General features: G+C 67.3%; 24 protein-coding genes. 11 read left to right on the top strand and 13 right to left on the bottom strand.

From position 1 onward, the window contains the following. Positions 1 to 8: 8 nt before the first annotated feature. The 4 genes from DRB17_RS02735 to DRB17_RS02720 form a co-directional block, all read right to left on the bottom strand. Positions 9 to 509 carry an aminoacyl-tRNA deacylase gene (locus DRB17_RS02735; RefSeq protein ID WP_114580633.1) on the bottom strand — a complete coding sequence of 167 codons (501 nt, stop codon included), beginning with the start codon at positions 507 to 509 and terminating at the stop codon, positions 9 to 11. Positions 510 to 594: 85 nt separating this feature from the next. After that, entirely contained in the window at positions 595 to 1,965 is a 1,371-nt protein-coding gene (locus DRB17_RS02730) for an AmpG family muropeptide MFS transporter (protein WP_114580632.1), read from the bottom strand. Further along, positions 1,955 to 3,781 (bottom strand): translational GTPase TypA, encoded by a 1,827-nt coding sequence (gene typA / locus DRB17_RS02725; RefSeq protein ID WP_114580844.1) that lies wholly within the window; start codon positions 3,779 to 3,781, stop codon positions 1,955 to 1,957. Before typA ends, DRB17_RS02730 begins: the two co-directional genes overlap by 11 nt. Positions 3,782 to 3,798: 17 nt before the next feature. Next, positions 3,799 to 4,806 carry an adenosine kinase gene (locus DRB17_RS02720; RefSeq protein WP_114580631.1) on the bottom strand — a complete coding sequence of 336 codons (1,008 nt, stop codon included), beginning with the start codon at positions 4,804 to 4,806 and terminating at the stop codon, positions 3,799 to 3,801. Positions 4,807 to 4,943: 137 nt separating this feature from the next. Between DRB17_RS02720 and DRB17_RS02715 the strand changes: the two genes are divergently transcribed. The 3 genes from DRB17_RS02715 to DRB17_RS02705 are packed head-to-tail and all read left to right on the top strand — an operon-like array spanning position 4,944 to position 6,980. After that, positions 4,944 to 5,663 (top strand): EI24 domain-containing protein, encoded by a 720-nt coding sequence (locus tag DRB17_RS02715; RefSeq protein WP_114580630.1) that lies wholly within the window; start codon positions 4,944 to 4,946, stop codon positions 5,661 to 5,663. Between the two features lie 57 nt (positions 5,664 to 5,720). Continuing rightward, entirely contained in the window at positions 5,721 to 6,431 is a 711-nt protein-coding gene (locus DRB17_RS02710; protein ID WP_114580629.1) for a bactofilin family protein, read from the top strand. A gap of 6 nt (positions 6,432 to 6,437) precedes the next feature. Next, positions 6,438 to 6,980, top strand: coding sequence for a hypothetical protein (locus DRB17_RS02705; RefSeq protein WP_114580628.1), 543 nt, complete (start codon positions 6,438 to 6,440; stop codon positions 6,978 to 6,980). A gap of 41 nt (positions 6,981 to 7,021) precedes the next feature. Here the strand turns inward: DRB17_RS02705 and nth are convergent, their stop codons facing one another. Continuing rightward, the gene (nth, locus tag DRB17_RS02700) at positions 7,022 to 7,714 is read right to left on the bottom strand and encodes an endonuclease III (RefSeq protein ID WP_114580627.1); all 693 of its coding nucleotides are present in this window, start codon (positions 7,712 to 7,714) and stop codon (positions 7,022 to 7,024) included. A gap of 93 nt (positions 7,715 to 7,807) precedes the next feature. Between nth and DRB17_RS02695 the strand changes: the two genes are divergently transcribed. Beyond that, complete coding sequence (locus DRB17_RS02695) at positions 7,808 to 8,341, top strand: DUF2244 domain-containing protein (protein WP_114580626.1); 534 nt, start codon at positions 7,808 to 7,810, stop codon at positions 8,339 to 8,341. A 30-nt stretch (positions 8,342 to 8,371) separates the two neighbouring features. Here DRB17_RS02695 and DRB17_RS02690 read toward each other — a convergent pair whose 3' ends face one another. The 8 genes from DRB17_RS02690 to DRB17_RS02655 all read right to left on the bottom strand — a co-directional run bounded on the left by DRB17_RS02690 (position 8,372) and on the right by DRB17_RS02655 (position 15,654). Beyond that, a complete protein-coding gene (locus tag DRB17_RS02690) occupies positions 8,372 to 9,184 on the bottom strand; it encodes a HesA/MoeB/ThiF family protein (RefSeq protein WP_114580625.1) in 813 nt (270 codons plus the stop codon). Between the two features lie 38 nt (positions 9,185 to 9,222). After that, on the bottom strand, positions 9,223 to 10,215 hold the full coding sequence (cysK, locus tag DRB17_RS02685; protein ID WP_114580624.1) for a cysteine synthase A: 993 nt from the start codon (positions 10,213 to 10,215) through the stop codon (positions 9,223 to 9,225). Positions 10,216 to 10,330: 115 nt separating this feature from the next. Then, the gene (locus tag DRB17_RS02680; RefSeq protein ID WP_114580623.1) at positions 10,331 to 10,786 is read right to left on the bottom strand and encodes an RrF2 family transcriptional regulator; all 456 of its coding nucleotides are present in this window, start codon (positions 10,784 to 10,786) and stop codon (positions 10,331 to 10,333) included. Between the two features lie 13 nt (positions 10,787 to 10,799). Beyond that, a complete protein-coding gene (dut, locus tag DRB17_RS02675; protein ID WP_114580622.1) occupies positions 10,800 to 11,306 on the bottom strand; it encodes a dUTP diphosphatase in 507 nt (168 codons plus the stop codon). Next, positions 11,303 to 12,532 carry a bifunctional phosphopantothenoylcysteine decarboxylase/phosphopantothenate--cysteine ligase CoaBC gene (coaBC, locus tag DRB17_RS02670; RefSeq protein ID WP_114580621.1) on the bottom strand — a complete coding sequence of 410 codons (1,230 nt, stop codon included), beginning with the start codon at positions 12,530 to 12,532 and terminating at the stop codon, positions 11,303 to 11,305. Before coaBC ends, dut begins: the two co-directional genes overlap by 4 nt. Before the next feature lie 83 nt (positions 12,533 to 12,615). Further along, on the bottom strand, positions 12,616 to 14,175 hold the full coding sequence (ubiB, locus tag DRB17_RS02665; protein WP_114580620.1) for a 2-polyprenylphenol 6-hydroxylase: 1,560 nt from the start codon (positions 14,173 to 14,175) through the stop codon (positions 12,616 to 12,618). A 4-nt stretch (positions 14,176 to 14,179) separates the two neighbouring features. After that, on the bottom strand, positions 14,180 to 14,959 hold the full coding sequence (gene ubiE / locus DRB17_RS02660; protein ID WP_114580619.1) for a bifunctional demethylmenaquinone methyltransferase/2-methoxy-6-polyprenyl-1,4-benzoquinol methylase UbiE: 780 nt from the start codon (positions 14,957 to 14,959) through the stop codon (positions 14,180 to 14,182). Positions 14,960 to 15,153: 194 nt separating this feature from the next. Further along, positions 15,154 to 15,654, bottom strand: coding sequence for a hypothetical protein (locus DRB17_RS02655; RefSeq protein WP_147274780.1), 501 nt, complete (start codon positions 15,652 to 15,654; stop codon positions 15,154 to 15,156). A gap of 163 nt (positions 15,655 to 15,817) precedes the next feature. Between DRB17_RS02655 and DRB17_RS02650 the strand changes: the two genes are divergently transcribed. The 7 genes from DRB17_RS02650 (at position 15,818) to trpS (ending at position 24,077) form a co-directional block, all read left to right on the top strand. After that, positions 15,818 to 18,709 (top strand): [protein-PII] uridylyltransferase, encoded by a 2,892-nt coding sequence (locus DRB17_RS02650; RefSeq protein ID WP_114580617.1) that lies wholly within the window; start codon positions 15,818 to 15,820, stop codon positions 18,707 to 18,709. A gap of 8 nt (positions 18,710 to 18,717) precedes the next feature. Continuing rightward, positions 18,718 to 19,587, top strand: a complete 870-nt coding sequence (locus DRB17_RS02645; protein ID WP_114580616.1) for an arginase family protein — start codon at positions 18,718 to 18,720, stop codon at positions 19,585 to 19,587. A 290-nt stretch (positions 19,588 to 19,877) separates the two neighbouring features. Continuing rightward, positions 19,878 to 20,162, top strand: coding sequence for a hypothetical protein (locus tag DRB17_RS20455; protein ID WP_193725719.1), 285 nt, complete (start codon positions 19,878 to 19,880; stop codon positions 20,160 to 20,162). After that, complete coding sequence (locus DRB17_RS20400; RefSeq protein WP_114580614.1) at positions 20,132 to 20,629, top strand: hypothetical protein; 498 nt, start codon at positions 20,132 to 20,134, stop codon at positions 20,627 to 20,629. Before DRB17_RS20455 ends, DRB17_RS20400 begins: the two co-directional genes overlap by 31 nt. 4 nt (positions 20,630 to 20,633) lie before the next feature. After that, on the top strand, positions 20,634 to 21,293 hold the full coding sequence (locus DRB17_RS02630; protein ID WP_114580613.1) for a hypothetical protein: 660 nt from the start codon (positions 20,634 to 20,636) through the stop codon (positions 21,291 to 21,293). Positions 21,294 to 21,380: 87 nt separating this feature from the next. Continuing rightward, positions 21,381 to 22,940, top strand: a complete 1,560-nt coding sequence (gene murJ / locus DRB17_RS02625) for a murein biosynthesis integral membrane protein MurJ (protein ID WP_114580612.1) — start codon at positions 21,381 to 21,383, stop codon at positions 22,938 to 22,940. A 108-nt stretch (positions 22,941 to 23,048) separates the two neighbouring features. Then, entirely contained in the window at positions 23,049 to 24,077 is a 1,029-nt protein-coding gene (trpS, locus tag DRB17_RS02620) for a tryptophan--tRNA ligase (RefSeq protein WP_114580611.1), read from the top strand. Positions 24,078 to 24,084: the final 7 nt, after the last annotated feature.

Here is a 24,084-nt window from a genome sequence, read left to right as displayed (position 1 = left end):
ACGCACCCTCAGCTCGGGTGCGCCGAGAGGCTGTCGGCGTCGCGGTACTGCGCGAAGGTGCCGTGCCGCGCGCTTGCCATCAGCTTGGCGAAATCGGCGCCGGAAACCTCAAGCAGCGTCTCGTGGTCGCCGCCCTCGCAGTAGACGGTCGGCTCGCGCAACAGGCTGTCGTCGACCAGCACGTCCAGGCCGTAGGCCGCACCGAATGGCGGGACGGCGCCCAGATCGCAATCGGGGAACAGCCCCGCGATCTCGGCCTCCTCCGCCAGTCGCGCCGGCCGGTGCGTCTCGCGCCACAGACCGCCGAGGACGATGCTTCGCGAGGCCGGCAGCACGGCAAGGAAAAAGCCGTCATCGTCCTTGAGAACGACCGCCTTGGCGAAAGCGGTTTCCGGGACATGGGCGAAATGCGCCGCCTGGGCCGCGGTAGCACTGCGCGGGTGGCTGCGGGCAGCCGCCGAGACGCCGCTGTCGGAAAGGAAGCGCGCAATGGTTTGAGAGGCAGTCATGGCGGGCCTCACTGAACGCTCGGAGTGACGGCGTCATGGTATTCTTATAATACCACTTTCGCAACGGCGCGATAGCGGCTAACCGCTACTCCGCGCCGGCGATGCCGGGCTGAAGCCCCTTGCCTCGATGCAGGATCACGATGGCGAGCGCGATAGCCGGCAAACCGATGCCGGCGGCCACCAGGAAGAACTCCACATAGCCGTAAGAATCCACCACCACGCCGGAGAAGCCGCCCATGAACTTTCCGGGCAGGGTCATCAACGAGGAGAACAGCGCATACTGCGTAGCCGTGTAGGCGGTGGAGGTCAGCGACGAAAGGTAGGCCACGAACACCGCGCCGGCCAGCCCGCCCGAGAGGTTGTCCGCGCTGATGGTCACTGTCAGCAGCCGCAGGTCGGGTCCGGCATGCGCCATCCACGCGAACAGCAGGTTCGTCCCGGCCACAAGGACAGCGCCCAGGACCAGCGGCTTCAAAACGCCCATGCGCGCGACCAGCAGGCCGCCCAGGAAGGCGCCGGCAATCGACATGAAGAAACCGAAGACCTTGGTGACACTGGCAATCTCGGCCTTGGTGAAGCCGAGATCGATATAGAAGGGGTTCGCCATCACCCCCATGGTGATGTCCGACAGGCGATAGACGCCGACGAAAAGCAGGACCAGCAGCGCCGTACGGCCATAGCGGCGGAAGAAATCCAGGAACGGGCACACGACCGCGCTGTAGAGCCAACCCAGTGTCATCCTCGCCCTCGGAGAAAAGTTCCGGTTGCGTAATGACGCTGGAAGATCTTCCGCCGCAAGCCGCGCTCGATCCCGCGTCGTCTCCGGCTCGCGGATGAGCAGGACGGTCGCCATGCCCACGCCCATCAGCGCGGCCATGGTCGTATAGGCGCTCGACCAGGACACGAACTCGGCGATGTAGAGCGTGCCCGCGCCGCCGGTCAGCAGTGCGACGCGGTAACCCAGAATATAGGCCGCCGCCATCGCGCCCTGCACGCGCCGCTCCACCGCCTCGATGCGGTAGGCGTCGATGGCCACGTCCTGCGTGGCGGAGAAAAACGCGATGGCCACGGCCAGCACGGCGAGGTGGCCGACTTCCGCTGCCGGGTCGCTTGCCGCGATCCCCAGAAGGCCGGCGGCCACCCCGATTTGGCCCAGCAGCATCCACCCCCGCCGCCGGCCCAGCCAGCGGGTCAGGCCAGGAAGCGGCAGGCGGTCGATAACGGGCGCCCACACCACCTTGATGGAGAACATGATGCCGGCCCAGGAGAAGAAGCCAATGGTCGTGGCCGTGACCCCGGCCTCGCGCAGCCAGGCCGACAGTGTCGCAAAAATCAGCAGGAAAGGCAGGCCGGCCGAGAAGCCCAGGAACAGCATCCCGGCCACGCGCGGATGGGCATAAACGGCAAGCGCCTCGCGCCAGGAGCGGCGGGCGGAGATGCCGTTGTCATCCGGCATCGCGCAGCTTCTGCTCGCGCTTGCGGACGTGTGGGTCCAGGGTTTTCTTACGTAAGCGCAACGATTTCGGTGTCACCTCGACCAGCTCGTCGTCGCCGATGTAGCTCAGTGCCTCCTCCAGCGCGTAACGGCGTGGCGGGGTCAGGCGGATGGCGTCGTCCTTGCCGGCGGAACGCACGTTGGAAAGCTGTTTGGCCTTGAGGGCATTGACCTCCAGGTCGGCGGGGCGGTTGTGCTCGCCGATCACCATGCCCTCGTAGACCATGTCGCCCGGGTCGATGAAAAGAACCCCGCGATCCTCCAGGTTCCACAGGGCATAGGCCACCGCTTCGCCCTGGCCCTGGGCGATGATGGCGCCGTTGCGTCGCGCGGGAATCGGGCCCTTGTACGGCTCGTAGCTATCGAAGACGCGATGCATGACACCGGTGCCACGGGTATCCGTCAGGAACTCGCCATGATAGCCGATCAGGCCGCGCGCAGGGGCGCGGAACACGACGCGCTGCTTGTCGCCGCCGGACGGCTTCATGTCCACAAGCTCACCGCGGCGCTGGCTCACCTTCTCGACGACCACGCCGGCATAGTCCTCGTCGACGTCGATCTGCACAAGCTCCACCGGCTCCAGCGTCTGCCCCGTCGCCTCGTCCCGGCGGAACAGAACGCGCGGGCGGGAGATGGACAACTCGAAGCCCTCGCGGCGCATCGTCTCGATCAGGACGCCAAGCTGCAATTCGCCACGGCCGGCGACCTCGAAGGCGTCCTTGTCCTCGGTCTCGCGGATCTCCAGCGCCACGTTGCCCTCCGCCTCGCGCTCCAAGCGCGCGCGGATCAGGCGGCTCGTCACCTTGTCCCCCTCGCGCCCGGCAAGCGGCGAATCGTTGATGGAGAACGTCATGGCCAGGGTTGGCGGGTCGATCGGGCGCGCCGGGATCGGCTCGCTGACCTCGGGCGCGCAAATCGTGTCGGCGACCGTGGCGCCGTCCAGGCCGGCGATGGCGATGATGTCGCCGGCACGCGCCTCTTCCACCGGCACGCGCTGCAATCCGCGATAGGCCAGCAGCTTGGTAAGCCGCGCGGTGCCGCCCGCGCTGCTGCCATCGCGCTTCAACGCCTTCACCGGCATGTTGACCTTTGCGATACCGGAATGAATTCGTCCGGTCAGCACCCGGCCCAGATAGGGATCGGCGTCCAGCACCGTCGCCAGCATGGAGAAAGGCGCCTCCTCGTCCGCCTCGGCGGGCGGCACCTTGTTAAGGATCGCCTCGAATAGCGGCTCCATCGACGCCCGCGGACCGTCGGGGTCCGTATCCGCCCAGCCCTCCTTGGCCGAGGCGAACAGCGTCGGGAAGTCGAGCTGATCGTCGTCCGCATCCAGCGCGGCGAAAAGGTCGAACACCTCGGCCTGCACCTCCCACGGCCGGGCCTCGGGCTTGTCGGCCTTGTTCACGACGACGATGGGCCGCAGACCATGGGCCAGCGCCTTCATCAACACGAACTTGGTCTGGGGCATCGGCCCCTCGGCGGCGTCGACGAGAAGCAGGACGCCATCCACCATCGAGAGGATGCGCTCCACCTCGCCGCCGAAATCGGCGTGGCCGGGCGTGTCGACGATATTCACCCGGCTGTCGCCGCACATGATCGAAGTGCATTTCGCCAGGATGGTGATACCCCGCTCACGCTCGAGGTCGTTGCTGTCCATCGCCCGCTCGGCCACCTGCTGGTTGGCCCGGAACGTGCCGGACTGGCGCAGCAACTGGTCGACCAGCGTGGTCTTGCCATGGTCGACGTGAGCGATAATGGCGAGGTTGCGCGGGGTCACCCCCTGGCGTGCATAAGTCATCGAGCGGCTTCGGCTCCCAGTTTCTCGGCGATCAGTTCCTTCAGCTCCACCTCGGGCCGGGCGCCGACGTGGCTGATCACCTCGGCGGCGCAAAGGGCGCCGAGGCGGCCGCAGTCGTACAGCTTGTAACCCTGGGTGAACCCGAACAGGAAGCCGGCGGCGTAGGAATCGCCGGCCCCGGTCGTGTCCACGACCTTGCTGACGGGCGCGGCGTCGACGACGTGCACCTCGTCATTGGCAACGATGACGGACCCCTTCTCGCTACGGGTCAGCGCCGCGATCTCGCAATGGCCGCGAACTTGTTGCAGGGCCTTATCGAAGTCGTCCGTCTCGTAGAGCGAGGTGATCTCCGCCTCGTTGGCGAAGAGGATATCCACGTGGCCTTCCAGCAGATCCCGGAAGGATTCGCGGTGACGGTCGACGCAGAACGGGTCCGACAGCGACAGCGCCACGCGCTTGCCGGCTGCGTGCGCCGCGCGCGCAGCCTGGACGAACGCCTCCTTCGCCGGCGGTGCGTCCCAGAGGTAGCCTTCCAGATAGGTGACCTTGGCCTCGGCGATCAGACTTTCCTCGATGTCGGCCGGGCCGAATTCGGTCGAGGCGCCCAGGAAGGTCGCCATCGTGCGCTGCGCGTCCGGCGTCACGAAAATCAGGCAGCGCGCCGTCGGCAGTCCGCTTTCCGCCGACGGGCTGTCGAAGCGGGTGCCGACCGCGCGGATATCGTGGCGGAAGATGCCGCCGAGCTGGTCGTTGCGCACCTTGCCCAGGAAGGCGCCGCGGCCGCCCAGCGAGGCGATGCCGGCCATGGTGTTGGCGGCTGAACCGCCCGACATCTCGGTGCCCGGCCCCATCGCCTCGTAGAGGGCGTGTGCCTGCTCGGCGTCGATCAGGGTCATGGACCCCTTCGGAAGGCTGTGCTGATCCAGAAAGCCATCGTCAGCGTGGGCGATCACGTCGACAATGGCATTGCCGATACCCAGCACGTCGATATGCGACTCCGCCATGGCGGGTCTCCCCCTCGTCGTGGTTGGTGGTGATGGAGGTGCGGGCTGGCGCGAGTATACGCAGCTTGTGCGGCGCCGCAACCGGCGGAGCCGTCCGCGGGCTTGTGCGCCGGCGCTTTGGTCGCTAGACACTTGGAATGTTTTCCGCATTGTTCAAGGCATTCGCGCAACTTGGCGACCCGCGCCTGCGTGCCATCGTCTGGCGCGGCGCGGGCGTGGCGCTCGTCGCGTTGATCGCGCTCTGGGCGCTTTGCTGGTGGGGCATCGACCATGCCGGAACGGCGTTGGCCGGCCGGCTGGCCGAGGACGGCTTCTGGAACGACGCCATCGAGGTTCTGGTCGGCCTGGGCGGTTTCGCGGCCGTCATGGTTGCCAGCTTCCTGATGTTCCCGGCCGTGATGGGCCTTGCCCAGTCGTTGTTCCTGGAGGACGCCGCCGGGCGCGTCGAGGACCGCTATTACCGCGACCTGCCGCCGGCCGATGAGCAGCCGATCTGGGAAGGCGTGAAGGACGGGCTGAGCCTTGCGCTGGTGACGATCCTGGCCAACCTGGTCGTCCTGCCGATTTATTTGTTGTTACCGTTTTTTAACCTTGTCGTGTTCTATACTTTGAATGGATACCTTCTGGGGCGGGAGTACTTTGAGCTGGTGGCCGTGCGACGCATGACCCGTCCGGACGTGCAGCGCATTCGCCGCCGCTATGGCGGGCGGATCGCTGTGGCGGGTGTCCCGATCGCCATCTTGATGACAATTCCATTGGTCAATTTGTTCGCACCGGTGGTGGCGACGGCCTTCATGGTGCATGTTTTCGAGCGTGTGCGCCGGCAGGCGGGCGCACCGGCAACCCGGACGGCCTGAGGCGAACGTGGTCAGCGCTGTCCGGGCAAAGCAGAATTCGCAGCGAGGCAAGGGCGCATGACGATGTTTGGCAAACGCAAGCAGCAACAGGGCAAGCCGGAGTGGCAAGAGCCGACGGCCAGCACTCCGCCGCTGAAGGAAACCGCGGCGTCCGGCGATGACAAGCCGGCCAGCGACACGGCCAAAGCCCCATCCGCGCCAGCCAAGCCGACGCCAAGACCCGACCCTTCGGCCGTCCTGAACCGGCAGCCGGCGCCCCCGGTGCGCCCCGACCAGTTCCGCCGCAACGGCGGGCAACGCCAGCCGGGGCACGGCGTCCAGCCAGCCGAGAGCAAGCAACTCACCGTTGGCCGGGACATCGAGGTTTCGGGCGAGATCCGCTCCTGCGACCGCCTTGTCGTCGAGGGCAAGGTCGAAGCGGACCTGAGCGACAGCCGGGTTCTGGAAGTGGCGGCATCCGGTGCGTTCAAAGGCTCCGCCATCATCGACATCGCCGAGATCGCCGGTCGTTTCGACGGCGATCTGATCGTTCGCGAGCGCCTGTATCTCCGTTCCACCGGCCAGGTGAACGGCACGATCCGCTACCGCGGCCTGGAAATCGAGAGCGGCGGGCGCATCGGCGGGACGCTGGTCGAGCTTTCCGAGGAGGAAGCGCAGGGTGCCGGCGGCCGCGGCGAAGATGCACCCTCAACCGCCTCGCCCACCGTCAGCCAGCCAACCCCACTGCACCAGCCGCCAAAGGCCGGGGCCGGCACGTCGAGGGACTGAGTCCCGTTGACCGTCCGTCTTGCCGCCGCGCTCATGGTGTCTACGGTGATCGGGCTACAGGCGTGTTCGCCCAAGGGCCACGAGGGGGTCGAAGCACGCCTGAAAACGGGCAGCGAGCCACAGCGGCAAGCCTTGACCGCAGGTACGCCCGGTGTGGACAGTCAGGCTGGAGCGCCCGGTAAGAGCGATTCAACGGCCAAGCATCCGCGCGCCCCTGATACTCGCGAAGCGCGCCTGCCCAAGGCCCGCGATTCCAAGCCCGAACCCGCGGCACCCGATATCGACGCGGACCCCGACCAGTTCATCGGCGCCTCGCCGAGGGTGGTGGCGGCGCAGCTTGGCAGCCCCGCCCAGATCCGCCGGGAGCCGCCGGCCGAGATCTGGCAGTACCGGATGCCGGGGTGTGTCCTGGACCTGTTCGTCTACCCGGACCAAGACGGCAAGAGCGTAACCTATCTTGAAGCGCGCGACCTGACTGCACGGCCGGTTGCGGCGGAAGGCTGCCTGGAACGCCTGATGCGCGCCCGTCTGGCCAGCAAGACCGGCTGACGCGAAAGTCATCCATAGACAGCGCGAAGCGGCGCCCCGGTTTACTCCGCCGCCTTCCGGTTCGCTGCTCGCGGCGGGGCGGCGTTGGCCGTGGTCTTTTCGGTAAAACGGCAGATGTCCCGCACCACGCAGTTGGGGCAGTCCGGCTTGCGCGCCTTGCAGGTATAGCGTCCGTGCAGGATAAGCCAGTGGTGGGCGTGCAGCTTCCTGTTCTCCGGCACGACGGTTTCCAGCAGATCCTCGACGGCCCGCACGGTCTTCCCCGGGGCGAGCCCGGTGCGGTTGCAAACCCGGAAGATGTGCGTATCCACGGCAATCGTCGGCTCACCGTAAGCGACGTTAAGCACGACGTTGGCCGTCTTGCGGCCGACACCGGGCAGTTGCTCCAGCGCATGCCGGTCGCGCGGAACCTCACCGCCGTGATCGCGGACGAGAATCCGCGAAAGCTCCAGGACGTTCTTCGCCTTGGAATTGAACAAGCCGAGCGTCCGGATATGCTCCTTGATGCCCGCCTCGCCAAGTTCGAGCATCGCCCGGGGTGTGTCGGCGGTCTGGAACAGCGCCCGCGTCGCCTTGTTGACGCCGACATCGGTCGACTGCGCGGAGAGCACGACGGCGACGAGCAGCGTAAAGGGATTCGTGTACTGCAACTCGCTCTTCGGCTCCGGCAGGGCAGCCGCCAGACGGTCGAAGAAGGTTGCGATCTCGGCGGGTTTCAAAAGCGACTCGGCCATGATGCGGCGTAGTTTAGCGGCGCCGTTCGCCGAAGCAATGATTAGGCCGATCGCCTTTACCGGACGCACAACACTCCCATATCATAACGCGCCATGAACCACCCGCGCCATGAAGGCGTCGAGGCGCACGCGCACGACGGCGCCTATGCCATCGACGATCCGGTTCTCTTCGACGCGATCCTGACACCGCATCGCTCGCTGTCAGTGCGCGGCTTCGTCACGCTGATGTCGGCGGTGTGTGCGATCAGCTTCTTCGCGGGCTTCGGGTTTTTCCTGATGGGGGCTTGGCCAGTCGTCGGCTTCATGGGGCTGGACGTCCTGCTGATCTATGCCGCCTTCAAAATCAACTTCAGGGCCGCGCGGATGTACGAAACCGTGCGTCTGACACGCGACGATCTGCTGGTGGAGCGGATCAGCCCGCGCGGCGACAAGCAGCGATGGCAGTTTCAGCCGGCCTGGCTACAGGTGCTGATGGACGATCCGCCCAGGCACGAAAGCCAGATCACGCTGCGCTCGCACGGGCGGTCCATCACCATCGGCTCGTTTCTGACGGCGGAAGAGCGGCTGGATTTCGCGAAGGCCCTGGCACAGGCCCTGGATCGGGCGAAGAGCCCATCTCCCGCATAGCATGGGGGAAGCGTCGAGAGCCGGACTCTCTCAGGCGGCGCAGATGCGCGCGTCGCCGTAGTCGACGGCCGCAAGGTCGCGGATCGTCGGCGTCTCGCCGCACAGCGCGCAGGTGGGATCGCGCGGCGTCTTGATCTTCCGCACCTCGGCGGACAGCGCATCGTAAAGCACAAGCCGTCCGACCAGCCCATCGCCGATGCCAAGCAGCTCCTTGGCAACCTCGGTCGCCTGCAGCGTGCCCATCACCCCCGGCAGCATCGCCAAGACACCGACGTCCGCGCAGGACTGCTTAGGGTCCGCGGCGGGCTGCGGCCCGAAGACACAGCGATAGCACGGCCCCGCTTCATAGGCCTTGTAGGTCGATAGCTGCCCGTCGAAGCGCATGATCGCCGCCGATACCAGCGGCCGCCGGGCCAGATAGCAGGCGTCGTTCAACAGGTAACGCGTCGCGAAGTTGTCGGAACCGTCAGCCACGACATCATAGCGTTGGATCAACTCGATGAGGCCTGCGCGCGTTAACCGCCGGTCGTGCGTTTCGACCGTCACCTCGGGATTGATCGCGGCCATGCGGCGGCGCGCGCTTTCGACCTTGGGAAGTCCGACGGATTCGGTGTCGTGAATCACCTGCCGCTGTAGATTGGACAGGTCCACGCGGTCGTCGTCGATCACGCCGATCCGCCCGACGCCGGCAGCGGCGAGGTATGTCAGCAGCGGCGCGCCCAGCCCACCGGCGCCGACGACCAGCACGGCGGAACCAAGCAGTCGTTCCTGCCCTTCCTCGCCGATTTCCGGCAAGACCAGGTGGCGTGCGTAACGCTCGATCTGTTCGTCGGTAAGATCCATGATTCAGACGTAGGCCCGCTCGGGCCGCCTTTCCACCGCTACATGCCCTCGAACAGCGGCGTCGAGAGGTAGCGCTCCGCGCCGGAAGGCAGGATAGTGACGATCATCTTGCCGGCCATGTCGGCACGCTGGCCAAGCTCGATCGCGGCGGCAATCGCCGCGCCCGAGGAAATGCCGACGGTCAGGCCCTCCATGGCGGCCGCCTCGCGCGCCGTGGTGAAGGCGGTGTCGTTGCCAATGCGGATGACATCGTCGATCAGGGCGGAGTCCAGCGTCTCGGGTACGAAGCCGGCACCGATGCCCTGGATCTTGTGCGGGCCTGGCTGCCCGCCCGAAAGGATCGGGCTGTCCTCCGGCTCCACCGCGATCATCTGGAGCCCCGGCTTGCGCGGCTTCAGGACCGAGCCGACGCCGGTCAAGGTACCGCCGGTGCCAACGCCGGAGATGACGTAATCGACACCGCCGTCGGTGTCCTTCCAGATCTCCTCGGCCGTGGTGCGGCGGTGAATCTCCGGGTTTGCGGGGTTGCGGAACTGCTGCGGCATCACGGCCTTGGGCAGGTCGTTCAGCAACTGTTCGGCCTTGGACACCGCGCCGCGCATCCCGTGCGCGCCGTCGGTCAGCACCAGCTCGGCGCCCATCAAGCGCAGCATCTTGCGCCGTTCCACCGACATCGTTTCCGGCATCGTCAGGATCAGGCGATACCCCTTGGCCGCGCAGACGAAGGCAAGCGCGATGCCGGTGTTGCCCGAGGTCGGTTCCACGATGACGCTGTCCGGCCCCAGCTTGCCCTCGGCCTCCAGCGCCTCGATCATGGCGAGGCCAATGCGGTCCTTCACCGAGGACAGCGGGTTATAGAACTCGCACTTGCCAAGCAGATCCGCCTTGACGCCGTAGCGCTCGGCGAGGCGCGGCATCCGCACCAGCGGGGTCGCCCCAATCGTCTCCAGCACGGACTCGTATATCCGCCCCCGGAACTCGGACGGGCACTCACTGGGGCTCGACCCCTTTGCGCTGGCGGCTTGCGTCATCGCGGTTACTCCCAAGCACAGCTAATTCTACGGCGACGCTTTGGATTTAATCCGGCAAGCCCTTCCCGATCAAAGGAAATATGCCGGGAACGTCCAAAGGGGACTTGCCGCTTCCCTATATGGAGAAGTCCGGCACCTGTGCCGCCTCTGACTTGATCCCCTTGTTCCTTGCGCGCTCGCACAGTTCCTCGACCGTCATGCGGTCGAAGCGCTCCATCATCTCCTGCTGGATTTCCAGCCAGATCGGGCGGACAACCTGCTGGCCGATCTCGCTGCCCCCCGATTCGCTGGCCGGGTCGTTGGCGCCTTCCAGTTGCCGGACGATGCGGATGATCTCCCCGACGGTGATCCGCCGCCGTTCCCGCGCCAGACGATAGCCGCCGCGCGGCCCGCGCTGGCCGGCAAGGATGCCGTGGTGGACAAGCTGTTGCAGCACCTGCTCCAGATAACGGCGGGGGATGCCTTGCCGTCGCGAGATCTCGCTGGAACGCACCGGACCGGGCCCGGCGTTGTAGGCTATGTCGACCACCGCCTCGATGGCGAAGAGAAGCTTTTTTGACAATCGCAGCATCGGACTTCTTTCACTACTCCTTGCGGTTCGTTGCGACGGCCGCGTCCTGGACGCGGCCGTCTTGCGCGATCCCGGTGGAACCGAAGCCGCCGCTGCCGCGCGAACTCTCGTCAAGCCGAGCCGTGGGCCGCCAGTGCGCCCGCGTGTAAGGTGCAACGACAAGCTGTGCGATCCGGTCGCCGCGGCGCACGGTGAAGGTTTCCTCGCCCAGGTTGATGAGGATGACCCCGACTTCGCCGCGATAATCCGCGTCGATCGTGCCCGGCGCATTCAGGACACTGACGCCCGACTTCAGTGCCAGGCCCGAGCGCGGCCGGACCTGCGCCTCGTAGCCTTCGGGCAGTGCCAGGGCGATACCCGTGCCGACCAGCGCGCGGCGGCCCGGCGCCAGTTCAAGCGGCGCATCGACGGCGGCCAGGAGATCCACGCCGGCGCTGTGCGCGGTGGCATAGGCGGGCAGCGGCAAGTCCTCCGCATGGGGCAGCCGCGTTATCGGGACATCGACCTCGCCCGTGCTCATGCCGAGGAGGCCTCTGCCGCTGGCTGTATAAGATGGTCGGCGATCCGGCGGGCCAGGCGCTCGCCTACGTCCGCCTTGCTCATCCGGGGCCAGGTTTCCGGCTCGCTTGCGCCATCCACGATGAGGTGGACGGTATTCTCCGCGCCGCCGAAGGTGCCCGTGGCCGGCGAGACATCGTTCGCCACGATCCAGTCGCAGCCCTTGCGGGCGCGTTTCGCCCGGGCGTGGTCGATGACGTTCTCGGTCTCCGCCGCGAAGCCCACGACGAGTCGGGGGCGCAGGTTACCCACCTCGGACAATGTCGCCAGGATGTCGGGGTTCTGCGTGAACTCCAGCTTGAGGCCGTCGTGCCCCTCCCGCTTCATCTTCTGGTCGGCCGCACTGGCCACGCGCCAGTCGGCGACCGCGGCGGCGCACACCGCGGCATCCACCGGCAGCGCCGCCTGGCAGGCCGCCAGCATGTCGCGAGCGGACTCCACATGCCGGACGGTGACGCCCGGCGGGTCGGGCTGCTGTGTGGGACCGGTGACGAGCGTCGTCGCCGCGCCGAGCCGAGCCAGCGCGGCCGCGATGGCGTGCCCCTGCCGGCCGGACGAGCGGTTGGCGATGTAGCGCACCGGATCGATGGGCTCGTGCGTCGGACCGCTGGTGACAAGCGCCTTGCGTCCCGCCAGGGGCGCGTCGGCGCCGAAATAGCTTCCGATGGCAGCCAGGATTTCCGCCGGCTCCGCCATGCGGCCGAAGCCGTACTCGCCGCAGGCCATCGGCCCCTCGTTCGGCCCCACCACGTGCACGCCCCGGCGGCGCAGCGTGGCCAGGTTTTCCTGTGTCGCCGGATGTTCCCACATGCGCACGTTCATGGCCGGGGCGACCAGCACGTCCTTGTCGGTTGCCAGCAGCGCCGTGGTGGCGAGGTCGTCGGCCATGCCATGCGTTATCTTTGCCAGGATGTCCGCGCTGGCCGGCGCAACCACCAAAAGATCCGCGTCCCGCGAAAGCTGGATGTGCCCCATCTCGGACTCGTCGGTCAGCGAGAACAGCTCGCCGTAAACCTTGTCCTCGCTGAGGGCTTGCAGCGACAGCGGCGTGACGAACTCGGCCCCGGCACGTGTCAGGATGCAGCGTACGGCCGCGCCCTGTTCGCGCAGGCGGCGTATCAGCTCCAGGGCCTTATAGGCGGCAATGCCGCCCGACACGACCAGCAGTATGCGTTTGCCTGCCAGCATTAAACCCAGCGTCGCATTTCACGGTTAGGGACCGTAGATAACGTAAGGGCGCACGCGGAATGAGGCAAGTCTTGTGCACATTTTCACACGATTGCGACGGCAAGTGCCGCCGCGCCAAGCGCAAGCGCCGTGGCGGAGACGCCCAAGGCAAGCTTCAGCCAGCCGTTCGCGCGCCCGCCGCCTAAGGCCCGCGCCGCCCGGGCATCCAGGCGCAGGCCGCCGCTTTGCACATCCTCGACGATGGTCTCGATCCGCTCCAGCGTCTCCGGCAAGCGCCGGGCGATGTGCAGCAGGCTTTCGGCGCCCTCGCGCACCCGCGCCTCGGGGCCGCGATTCTCGCGCATCCACTCGGCGATCAGTGGCTGGGCCAGCGTCCAGGTGTTGAGTTCCGGGCGCAGCGAGCGGCTCACGCCCTCTGCCATCATCATGTTTTTCTGCAGCAGCAGAAGTTGCGGCTGCACCTCCATGTCGAACGATTCGCTGAGCTGGAAAAGCTGGCCCAGTAGCCGGGCGAAGGAGATCTCGTGCAGCGGCTTGCCGAAGATCGGCTCCGATACCGAACGCAAGGCCTGCGCGAACACCGGCAGCGGCGGCGTATCGGCGGTCGGCTTGGGCAGGTAGCCGGCCTCCACGTGAACCTCGGCAAGCTGCTGATAATCACGGTCCAGCAGCGCCAGCAGCATGTCCGCCAGGAAATAGCGCGTCTGCCGGTCCAGCCGCCCCATGATGCCGAAATCCACGGCGACGATGTTGCCCTGCGTGTCGACGAACATGTTGCCGGGGTGCTGGTCGCCGTGGAAGAAACCATCGCGGAACACCTGCTTGAAGAAGATGTTGGCCGCCTTTTCCAGCACCGCGTCGATATCGTGACCGGCCCGGATCAGCGCGTCGCGGTCGTCCATTGGGATGCCGCCGACGCGCCCGGCCGTCAGGACCCGGCGCGAGGTCCGCTGCCAGTCCACCGGCGGTACGTTGTAAGTGGTGTCGCCGGCGAAGTTCTCCGCCAGCTCGTCTGCCGCCGCGGCTTCCATCGAGAGGTTCATCTCGATCTTCACCTGTTCCTCGAACAGGCGGACGAGGGCGACCGGCTTCAAGCGGCGGAACCGCGCGCTGGCCCGTTCCGCCAGCTCGGCCAGCCAGTAGAACAGCGCAAGATCCCGCTCGAAAGCGGCCTCGACGCCGGGGCGCAGCACCTTGACCGCGACCTCCTCGCCCTCGGCGGTGACGGCCAGGTGCACCTGCGCGATGGACGCGGCGGACAGCGGAACTTCGTCGAAGCGGGCGAACAGGACCGCCATCGGCTGCCCCAGTTCGTCCTCCACGATACGCCGCGCTTCGGCGCTTTCGAACGGCGGCAGGTGGTCCTGCAACTCGGCCAGGTCATGCGCCACCTCCTCGCCGATCAGGTCGGCGCGGGTGGACATGAACTGGCCCAGCTTAATGAACGACGGCCCCAGGTCGGTCAGGGCGCGCGCCAGCTTCTGCCCGGGCCGGCCCTCTGCCCGGCGGCGCGACACCAGTCGAGCGAGCTGCACCACCGGCCTGGCGATGCCGGCAAGCTCCAGCGGGGCCAGCGCGTCGTGGCGGGCCAGGGCGCGGGCGATCGCCAGCAGGCGCAGGAAGGACCGGATCGTTCGCCACATCGCGCTAGAGGCGCCAGCCGGAATGCAGGGCGGCGATACCGCCCGAATAGTTGGTGTAGCCAACCTGCCCGAATCCGGCGTCGCGCATCAGCCCGGCCAGGTCCTCCTGCGGCGGGAAGCGGCGGATTGACTCCACGAGATACTGGTAGCTCTCGCGGTCGCGCGCGACCAGTTGACCCAGGCGCGGCAGGACAGCATACGAATAGACGTCGTAAAGCTCGGACAAGGCCGGCAGGACCACCTGGCTGAATTCCAGGCACAGGAAGCGGCCGCCGGGGCGCAGGACGCGGTATGCCTCACCCAGCGCCTTCTCGATATGGGTGACGTTGCGCAGACCGAAGGCGATGGTGAAGGCATCGACACTGCGGCTGGCGACCGGCAGGCTCTGCGCGTCGCCGCAGACCCAGGCCAGGCCGTCCACCAGGCCACGGTCGATGGACCGGTCGCGGCCGACGCGCAGCATGTCCTCGGTGATATCGCAGACGAAGACGTTCGCCCGGTGGTGTGTCCGGTCCAGGATGCGGAAGGCGATGTCCCCCGTGCCGCCGGCGACGTCGAGCACCGACATTCCCGGCCGCGGGCGAAGCGCGGCAATCATCCGATCCTTCCACAGACGATGCACGCCCGCCGACATCAGGTCGTTCATCAGATCATAGTTGCGCGCGACCGAGGTAAAGACCCCGCGCACCATGCCCGCCTTCTCGCCGGCGGGGATGTCGCGCTGCCCGAAGGAGGCGATGTCACCCGCGGAAAAGCGCCGTTGCTGACCGTCCTTGCTTCGCATGGCGGGGACAATAGCGCGGCCGCTTCCGGCAGGCCAGACGCGCGTCGGCCAATATCGCCATCCCCGTTCGACGGAAGAAGAAAATTCGATCCCCGGCCTTGGCAGAGAAGGACGGGACGAAGGGGGCGCACCGTGCGGCAGTCGGTGCGCATGCGGCACCCGAACGGCAGCAGGGTCGGCACGGAAGGCGGTCGTTATCGCACCGGCGTGTGCCGCGTCCGCCCCACCCCGGCGGCGTCGATCAGTTCCGCCTGGACATGCCAGCCTTCGTCGGCGTCGCTGTAGTCCCCGGGCACGGGGATGCGCGCCACGACGGCACGGATGTCGCGTTCCTCGGTCCGGAACCACGACCAGTTCGTCAGCGGCAGCGACAGCGAGATCGAGGGATCGACGCCACTTTCCGAGCCGCCGGTCGCGCCGACGCCGACGGCCGGGCGCTCGCTGGTTGCCGCGATGCCGCGGACGGTGCGGCGGCTCTCTGGCTCGAAGGTGCGTCCATCGGGGGCGACGAGGCGGATGTCGCCGACCTGGGTGCTAGGGGTGAGGTCGCTGACGCGAACCTCGATGGTGGCGTAGTCCACCCGCATCGCGCGCACGCTGGGGTAGGGCGGCGGCTCCGCCCGGCCGCCGCAGCCCGCGAGGGTGCCCGCGACGAGGGTGACGACAAGCATGAGAATGACTGCGCGCATGTGCATCAGATAAGCGTCGCCGCCGCGCCGTGACAGGGTGCGCCTAAATCGAATCGGCATTCGGCGAAGGCGGGCTGTTCAAGTTCCGCCCCGCCGCGTGCCATCATATGCGAAAATCCGGTTGGTAACGGGTTGCACGAAAGCGACAGGACCGCGATCTAACAGCGTCATGGATACAGGCCTCCTCGAACCGCCGACACAGCATCAGTTGCGCACCCCGCACGCGGTGCTCGACAGGGCGGCGCTGCAAGCCGAACTGGCCGGTCTCGACCTGGAGTCGCAGCCGGATCACGCGCGACGGACGGTCGTGCTCGACATCCTGAAACGCCACCTGAAGGCCGGGCGCGCGGAGATCCGCCGGCGCTTCTACGACGAAGGGGTCTCCGGCGCCTCCGTCATGCGCGCCACCTGCTATCTGGTGGACGAGCTGCTGCGCGTGCTGCACGACCATGCGTCGTTCCGGCTGTACCCGCTGGCCAACCCCTCGATGGGAGAGCGGCTGTCCCTTGTCGCCGTCGGCGGCTATGGCCGGGGCGAACTGGCGCCGCATTCCGACATCGACCTGCTGTTCCTGCTGCCCTACAAGATGACGCCCCGCAGCGAGCAGGTGGTGGAGGAGATGCTGTATTTCCTCTGGGACCTGGGCTTCAAGGTGGGCCACGCCACCCGTTCGGTCGACGACTGCCTGCGTCAGGCGAAGGCCGACATCACCATCCGCACCAACCTTCTCGAAGCCCGCTGGATCTGGGGCGACCACGCGCTCTATCAGGAACTGCGCGAACGCTACGAAAGCGAGGTGCAGGCCGACACGGCCGCGCAGTTCATCGAGGCGAAGCTGCACGAACGCGACGAGCGCCACAAGCGCCTGGGCGATTCCCGCTATCAGCTCGAACCGAACATCAAGGAGGGCAAGGGCGGCCTGCGCGACCTCTCCACGCTGTTCTGGATCGCCAAGTACGTCTACCGCGTGGACGACGCCGCGCGGCTGGTCGACCTGGGCGTCTTCGCGCAGGACGAGGCCAAGCGCTTTGAGAAGGCGCAGAACTTCCTGTGGACGCTGCGCTGCCACCTGCATTTCCAGACCGGGAGGTCGGAAGAGCGCCTGACCTTCGACATGCAAAAGCAGATCGCCGGGCTGATGGGCTATCACGACCACGCCGGCAGCTCGGCGGTCGAGCGGTTCATGAAGCACTACTACCTGGTCGCCAAGGACGTCGGCGAGCTGACCCGCATCGTCTGCGCCCAGCTTGAGGCGGAGCACCGGCGGCGCGCCCGCTTCCGCCTGCCGACGCTGAAGCGCCGCCGCTCGGTCGAGGGCTTCAAGGTGGAGGGCGACCGCCTCAGCGTTTCCGGGCCGGAGGTGTTCTGCGAGCAGCCGATCAAGCTGTTGAAGATCTTCGCCACCGCGCAGAAGCACGACCTCGACATCCACCCCCGCGCCCTGCGCTGGATCGCCCAGAGCCTGCGCTGCATCGACCGCAAGCTGCGCGCCGACCCGAAGGCGAACGCGCTTTTCATGGAAATGCTGACCTCGCCCAAGGATCCAGAGACGACGCTGCGCCGGATGAACGAGGCCGGCGTGCTGGGCCGCTTCCTGCCCGACTTCGGGCGGATCGTTGCGCAAATGCAATATAATATGTACCACCACTACACGGTGGACGAGCACACCATCTTCGCCATCGGCGTCCTACACCGGATCGAGCAGGGGCTGATGGCCGAGGAGACGCCGATCTCCTCGGAAGCGATCCATAAGGTCCACTCCCGCCGGGCGCTCTACCTCGCAGTGCTGCTGCACGACATCGGCAAGGGCCGGGCGGGCAACCACAGCGAGGTGGGCGAGCAGATCGCCCTCAAGCTCGGTCCGCGCCTCGGCCTCAGCGACGAGGAGGTGGAGACGACGGCCTGGCTGGTGCGCCACCATCTCGACATGTCCGCTGTTGCCTTCAAGCGCGACCTGGAAGAGCCCAAGACGATCCAGGACTTTGCCGCCAACATGCAGTCGATGGAGCGGCTGCGCCTGCTGTTGTGCCTGACGGTGGCGGACATCCGCGCCGTGGGCCCCGGCACCTGGAACGACTGGAAGGCGGCGCTGCTGCGCGACCTCTACTGGCACACCGAGGAGGAACTGGCCGGCGGCTTCCACGCCGAGGCGCGCGACCTGCGGGTGAAGCGGGCGAAACAGGCGCTGGCGGAACGCCTCGCCGACTGGACGCCGCAGGAGCTGGAAGCGCACATGGCGCGCGGTTACCCCTCCTACTGGCTGGGGTGGGATACCGACACGCACGAGCGCCACGCCCGCATCATCCGCCGGGCGGAATGCGAGGATCGGCCGCTGACGGTGGAAACGCGCGTGGATACCTATCGCGGCGTCGCCGAGATCATCGTCTACACGGCCGACCATGCCGGCCTGTTCAGCCGCATCGCCGGCGCGCTGGCGGTAGCGGGGGCGAGCATCAGCGCGGCGCGTATCTTCACGCTGAAGAACGGCATGGCGCTCGATACCTTCTGGGTCCGCGATGCCCAGGGCGGGCCATTCGACCGGCCCGACCGGCTGGCGCGCGTCAGCTCGGTGATCGAGCGCGTGCTGGCCGGCCGCCTGAACCCGATGCACGAGCTGGCCAAGCGGCGCAGCGGCCTACCCAGCCGCTATACGGTGTTCAAGGTGCCGCCGCGCGTCCTGATCGACAACAAGATCTCCGACCGCCACACGGTGATCGAGGTCAACGGCCGCGACCGCCCCGGCCTACTGTACGAGCTGACGCGCGCGCTGTCGCGGCTCAACGTCATGATCCACGGCGCCAAGATCTCGACCTTCGGGGAGCGTGTCGTCGACGTCTTCTATGTTCAGGCCGTTCTCGGCGGTAAGGTCGAGGGTGAAGCCAAGATCCGCCGCATCCGACAGCGTCTGGCCGAGGTGCTGACGGACCCCGAATGCCGCCCTGCGAAACCGCCCAAGGCAGTCACCGAACCCGTGGCCGAAACCAAGGCGGCGACCGGACGGAAGACCGTGGCAGCCAAGCATGCGAAGGCGGATTCGAAAAACGATACGATATCGGAATGATATAGGCCATGGACGTCACCCTGATCCAGGTTCCCTACGATTCCGGTCACCGCGAGGTGCGCATGGGGCGTGGGCCGGGGCATCTGGTTAGCCTTGGCGCCGCCCAGGCGGTGGAAGCAGCCACCGGCGGCAATGTCGCGATGGAGCGGGTGGAGGCGGATACCGCGTTCACGACCGAAATTGGCACTGCCTTCGAACTCGCCCACAAGCTGACGGGCGAGATCGCGCGGGCGCGGCGTAACGGGACGTTTCCGCTGGTTCTTGCCGGGAATTGCATGTCTTCGGTCGGCACGATCACAGGATTGACGGACGTGCCGCGCCTGGGAATCGTCTGGCTTGACGCGCACGGCGATCTGAACACGCCGGAGACCAGCCCGACCGGCTTCCTGGACGGCATGGCGCTGGCTGTCTGCACCGGGCGCTGCTGGGGCACCTTGGCGGGCAGCCTGCCGGGTTTCGAGGCTGTCCCGGATGAGCGTATCCTACACGTGGGCGCCCGCGCCCTGGACCCGGCCGAAGACACCCTGTTTCGGGAGGGCGACTTCCTGTCGGTTTCCGGCGACGCGCTTCGGAATGGCGGCGCGGGCGTGCTTGAAGATCCGCTGGAGGCATTGGCCGCGCGCGCCGATGCCGTCTATCTGCACCTCGACATGGACGTCCACGACGCCAGGACGGTCCGCGCCAATCCCTTTGCCGAACCGGGCGGGCCCTCACCGCAACAGGTGCGCCGCTTAATCGATGCGATAGCGCAACGAATTCCGGTCGCCGGAGCGGCCGTGACGGCCTATGCCCCTGACTACGACCGCGATGGCGCCGCCGGGCAGGCGGCGTTGGAGTTGCTTCAGACTGTCGCCTCGGCGGTCGCCGTCCGGCACTAGACCGGCTTGTGCCCTGTCTTTCTCACGCAGCGAACACAGGGCCACCGTTCACGAGCACCCGCATAGCCACCACTCTGAATAGCGGCAAACAGCGAAAGTGGTGGATATGCCAAGTTCGAACGGAGGTCCAACGATGACCGACGGTACCTGGATCCGGGCCTGCCTGGCAGGCGCGAGTGTCGGCACGCTTGCCCTTGCCATGGCGGTGACGCCTGTAACCTTCAACGCCGACGACCTGAACCTCACGGCGCAGACCGCCGCGGCCCGCGGCGCGGGCGGAGGCGGCGCTGGTGGGGGTGCTGGCGGCGGAGCCGGAGGTGCTGGCGGTGGCGCCGGGGGTGCTGGCGGTGGCGCCGGAGGTGCTGGCGGCGGCGCCGGGGCTGGAGGTGCTGGTGCCGGGGGCGGCTCCGGCGGAGCAGACGGAGGTCCGGGCGCCAGCGGCGGTCAGGGTCCCGGCGGTGGTCACGGCCCGGATGGAGCGCCAGGCGCTAGCGGAAGCGCAGGCAATGGCGCGGCACCCGGCGCCAGCGGCGATGCGCCGGGCGTGGCGGGAACGGCGTCCGCGCCGGGCCTGAGCGGCACGCCGGGCAACCCCGGCAGTGCACCCGGTGTCGGAGCCGCCGCTGCTCCCGGCAATGCCGCGGCGGCGGGTGTGGCGCTCGGACCGCCCGCGAAAGCCTCGCAGGGTGCCATCGCCTCCCACCTCGGCAGCTTGAATGCGGTAAACGCGGCCGAACCGGCGTTGGAGAATGCCGCGGACGAGTCGGTCGTCGGCCAGATCGCCGATTACCAGACAGCGATCGAGGAAGGCCGGATCGAGGACGCGGCCTTGGCGATCAACGCGGCAGCGAACAAGGACGTGGACCTGACGACCGTCCAAACCGTCAACGAGCGGCTTGGCATCGCCGTATCGCCCGAGGTTGAGGCCGCCGTCGCCGAAACCGCGGCTGCCCAAGCCACCGAAGGCTCCGAGACCGACAGCACGGACAGCGACACGGAGGCGGAGAACGAGGATAGCGAAGCCACGGATACTGACAGCTAAGCTGGTGAAGACCGCCGCCCTGCCAGCGCGGCTCGTCCTCGCGGGCTGGTTGGCGGCGGCCTTTATCGGCGTATGCAGCCCTACCCCGGCGGCGGCCACGGACATCGCCGGGTGGCGCGGCACTCACTGGGGGATGACGGCGGACGGCCTTCGCCGGATGTTCGGGGACGAGTTGACCGAGCTTCCGGCCCGACGGGTTTACAAGAACGCTTACGCCGAATTGGCGCTTTTGCGAACCGATTTCCTTGGCGTCACCTTCGATGTCTACTTCCAGATGAACGCGGAAACCGACCGGCTACAGCAGGTCCTCCTCGAAACGGGCCGCCGGAGGGCCGGACCCCAAGACTTCAGCGACTTGCTGCGGCGTCTCAGAAATAATTACGATAATGAAACAAAATTGTGCCTGGATCGCCTGAGCGATGGTTCGCCTGCCGGCGGCGAGGCTGTCTGGCGGCTGCCCTCGACAACCGTGCATGCGGTCTTCATGGAGTTCTACACGCGGGGCATGGCCTTCGATGACCCGAACCGCGACCGGGACCCGCTGGTGCCCCACTACAAGACCCGGCGCAACAATCCGCGGTTCCTGCCCCGCCGCATCGTCCTGCGCTACCACCCCACCGCGCGCACCGACCTGATGGGCGAACGCTGCCGGCCGGCCGATTAGTTTCTCGCGTACCAGCCGTTTTGCCGTCCGCGCCCACACAACTGAGCCTTTCCAAATCTCGCCGCATTGAGATACACACTGGCGGCCATGGCGCTTGTAAGGGGACTCGCGACGGTCGGCGGCTACACCGGGATCAGCCGGATCCTGGGGTTCCTGCGCGACATCCTGATCGCGGCGACGATCGGCACGGGGCCGATCGCCGACGCGTTCTTCATCGCGTTCCGGTTTCCGAACTTCTTCCGGCGCGTGTTCGGCGAAGGGGCGTTCAACGCCGCCTTCGTCCCGCTGTTCTCGCGGCGGCTGGAGGAAGATGGGGCCGAGGTCGCACGGCGGTTCGCGGAAGAGGTCATGGCCGTCCTGCTGACGGCGCTGCTGGCGCTGACCTTTGCCGCCGTCCTGGCGATGCCCTGGCTGATGCATGTCCTGGCACCCGGCTTCGCCGACGATCCGGAGAAGTTCGAGCTGACGATCCTGCTGACGCGCCTGACGTTCCCCTACCTGCTGTTCATGGCGCTGGTCGCGCTTTTGGGCGGCGTGCTGAACTCGCTGTACCGCTTTGCCGCGGCGGCGGCGGCGCCGATCCTGCTGAACATCTTCTTCATCGCCTCGCTGGCCCTCGTCATCCCGTTCACCAGCGCACCGGGAGAGGTGTTGGCCTGGACCGTGATGTTCGCGGGCATCGCGCAGTCGCTGATGCTGATCTGGGCCTGCCGTCGCAATGGCATCACGCTGCGCTTTCCCCTGCCCCGGCTGACGCCGGGCGTGCGCCGCACGATGCGCCTCATGGGGCCGGGCATCGCTTCCGCCGGCGCGCTCCAGCTCAATCTGGTGGTAGGCACCATCATCGCCTCGTTGCAGGACGGGGCGGTCAGCTACCTCTACTACGCCGACCGGATTTATCAGCTTCCGCTGGGCCTGATCGGTATCGCGCTGGGCGTCGTGCTGTTGCCCGAGCTTTCGCGCAAGCTGCGCGCTGGCCAGGACGCCGCCGCCATGAACAGCCTTAATCGCGGCATCGAGCTGGCCTTCCTGCTGACCCTTCCGGCGGCGGTGGCGCTCATGATCATTCCCTGGCCCATCATCAGCGTGCTGTTCCAGCGCGGCGCGTTCGATGCCGAGGCATCGCTGGCGACGGGCTGGGCGCTTGCGGCCTTCGCGACGGGCCTGCCCGCCTATGTCCTGGTCAAGCTGCTGCAGCCGGCCTTCTTCGCCCGCGAGGACACGGTGAGCCCGCTGAAGTCGGCCGTGGCGGGCGTCGCCGTGAATATCCCCCTGTCGATTGGCCTGTTCTTCGCCATCGGCCATGTCGGCATCGCGTTGGCAACGGCTATCGCGGCCTGGGTCAACGGCGGCCTGCTGGCGATCTGGCTGATCCGCGCCGGCCATCTGGAGTTCGACGCGCGCGCCCGGCAGCGCCTGCCGCGCATACTGGCGGCAAGTGTGCTGATGGGCGTCGCGCTGGCCTTTGGCTACTGGGGGCTTTCCGGATGGCTGGCCGACGGCCCCGTGCGCGCCGCCATTGCCTTGGCGGCCCTGGTCGGCGGCGGCGGCGCGGTATACGGCGCATTGGCCCTTCTCCTGGGCGCGGCGTCCACCGGAGAGGTTCTGGCCGTCCTGCGGCGCCGGAGGGCGGCAGAGACCGGATAGGTCGCCGCGGGTTGCGCAGCCAAAGCCTTGACCGCTTCCGCGCGAGCGGCCATAACCCGGCCCGTCCTGCCCGACGTCCATGCCGTTGCAACGCCCGCGGAGCGAGGGATGAAGCGTATTTTCTCCGGCGTCCAGCCGACCGGACATCTGCACCTTGGCAACTATCTCGGCGCGATCCGGAACTTCGTCGCGCTGCAGCACGATTACGACGCGATCTACTGCGTCGTCGATCTGCACGCCATCACGGTCTGGCAGGATCCCGCGCAGCTTGCCGATCACACGCGGCAGGTGACGGCCGCCTACTTGGCCGCGGGTATCGATCCGAAGAAGTGCATCATCTTCAACCAGTCCCGCGTCTCCGCCCACTCGGAACTGGCGTGGATCTTCAACTGCGTCGCGCGCCTGGGATGGCTGAACCGGATGACGCAGTTCAAGGAGAAGGCGGGCAAGCACCGCGAGCAGGCCTCGGCCGGGCTTTACGTCTATCCGACCCTGATGGCCGCCGACATCCTGGCCTACAAGGCCACGCACGTGCCGGTGGGCGAAGACCAGAAGCAGCACCTGGAGTTCGCCCGCAACGTCGCGCAGAAGTTCAACTTCGACTATCACCGCGAGGTGTTTCCGATCCCCGAGCCGCTGATCCTGGGCGCGGCGGCGCGCGTGATGAGCCTGCGCGACGGCTCAAAGAAGATGAGCAAGTCCGAGCCTTCGGACATGACGCGCATCAATATGACGGACGATGCGGACACGATCGCGAACAAGATCAAGCGCGCCACCACCGACCCGGACACCCTGCCCGGACCGGACGTGCTCGACGACGCGGGCGACCTGCCCGACGAGACGCGCAGGGAACGCCCGGCCTGCTACAACCTTCTGGGCATCTATGCCGCGCTTTCGGACATGTCCTGGCGGGAGGTGCTGCAGCAGTTCGAGGGGCAGGGTTTCGCCACCTTCAAGACGACCCTGACCGAGCTGGCGGTCGAGAAGCTCGCCCCCATCGGCAACGAGATGAACCGCCTGACGGCCGATCCGGCGGAGATCGACTCGATCCTGCGAGAAGGTGCGGACCGTGCGGCGGCGATTGCCGTGCCGGTTCTGGACGAGGCGCTGGACGCGGTCGGCTTTCTCCGCAACTAGGGCGTCC

It is taken from the genome of Ferruginivarius sediminum (assembly GCF_003344765.1).
In the GTDB taxonomy this organism is placed as follows: domain Bacteria; phylum Pseudomonadota; class Alphaproteobacteria; order Kiloniellales; family Rhodovibrionaceae; genus Ferruginivarius; species Ferruginivarius sediminum.
This window is presented reverse-complemented; position numbering and strand designations above follow the sequence as displayed.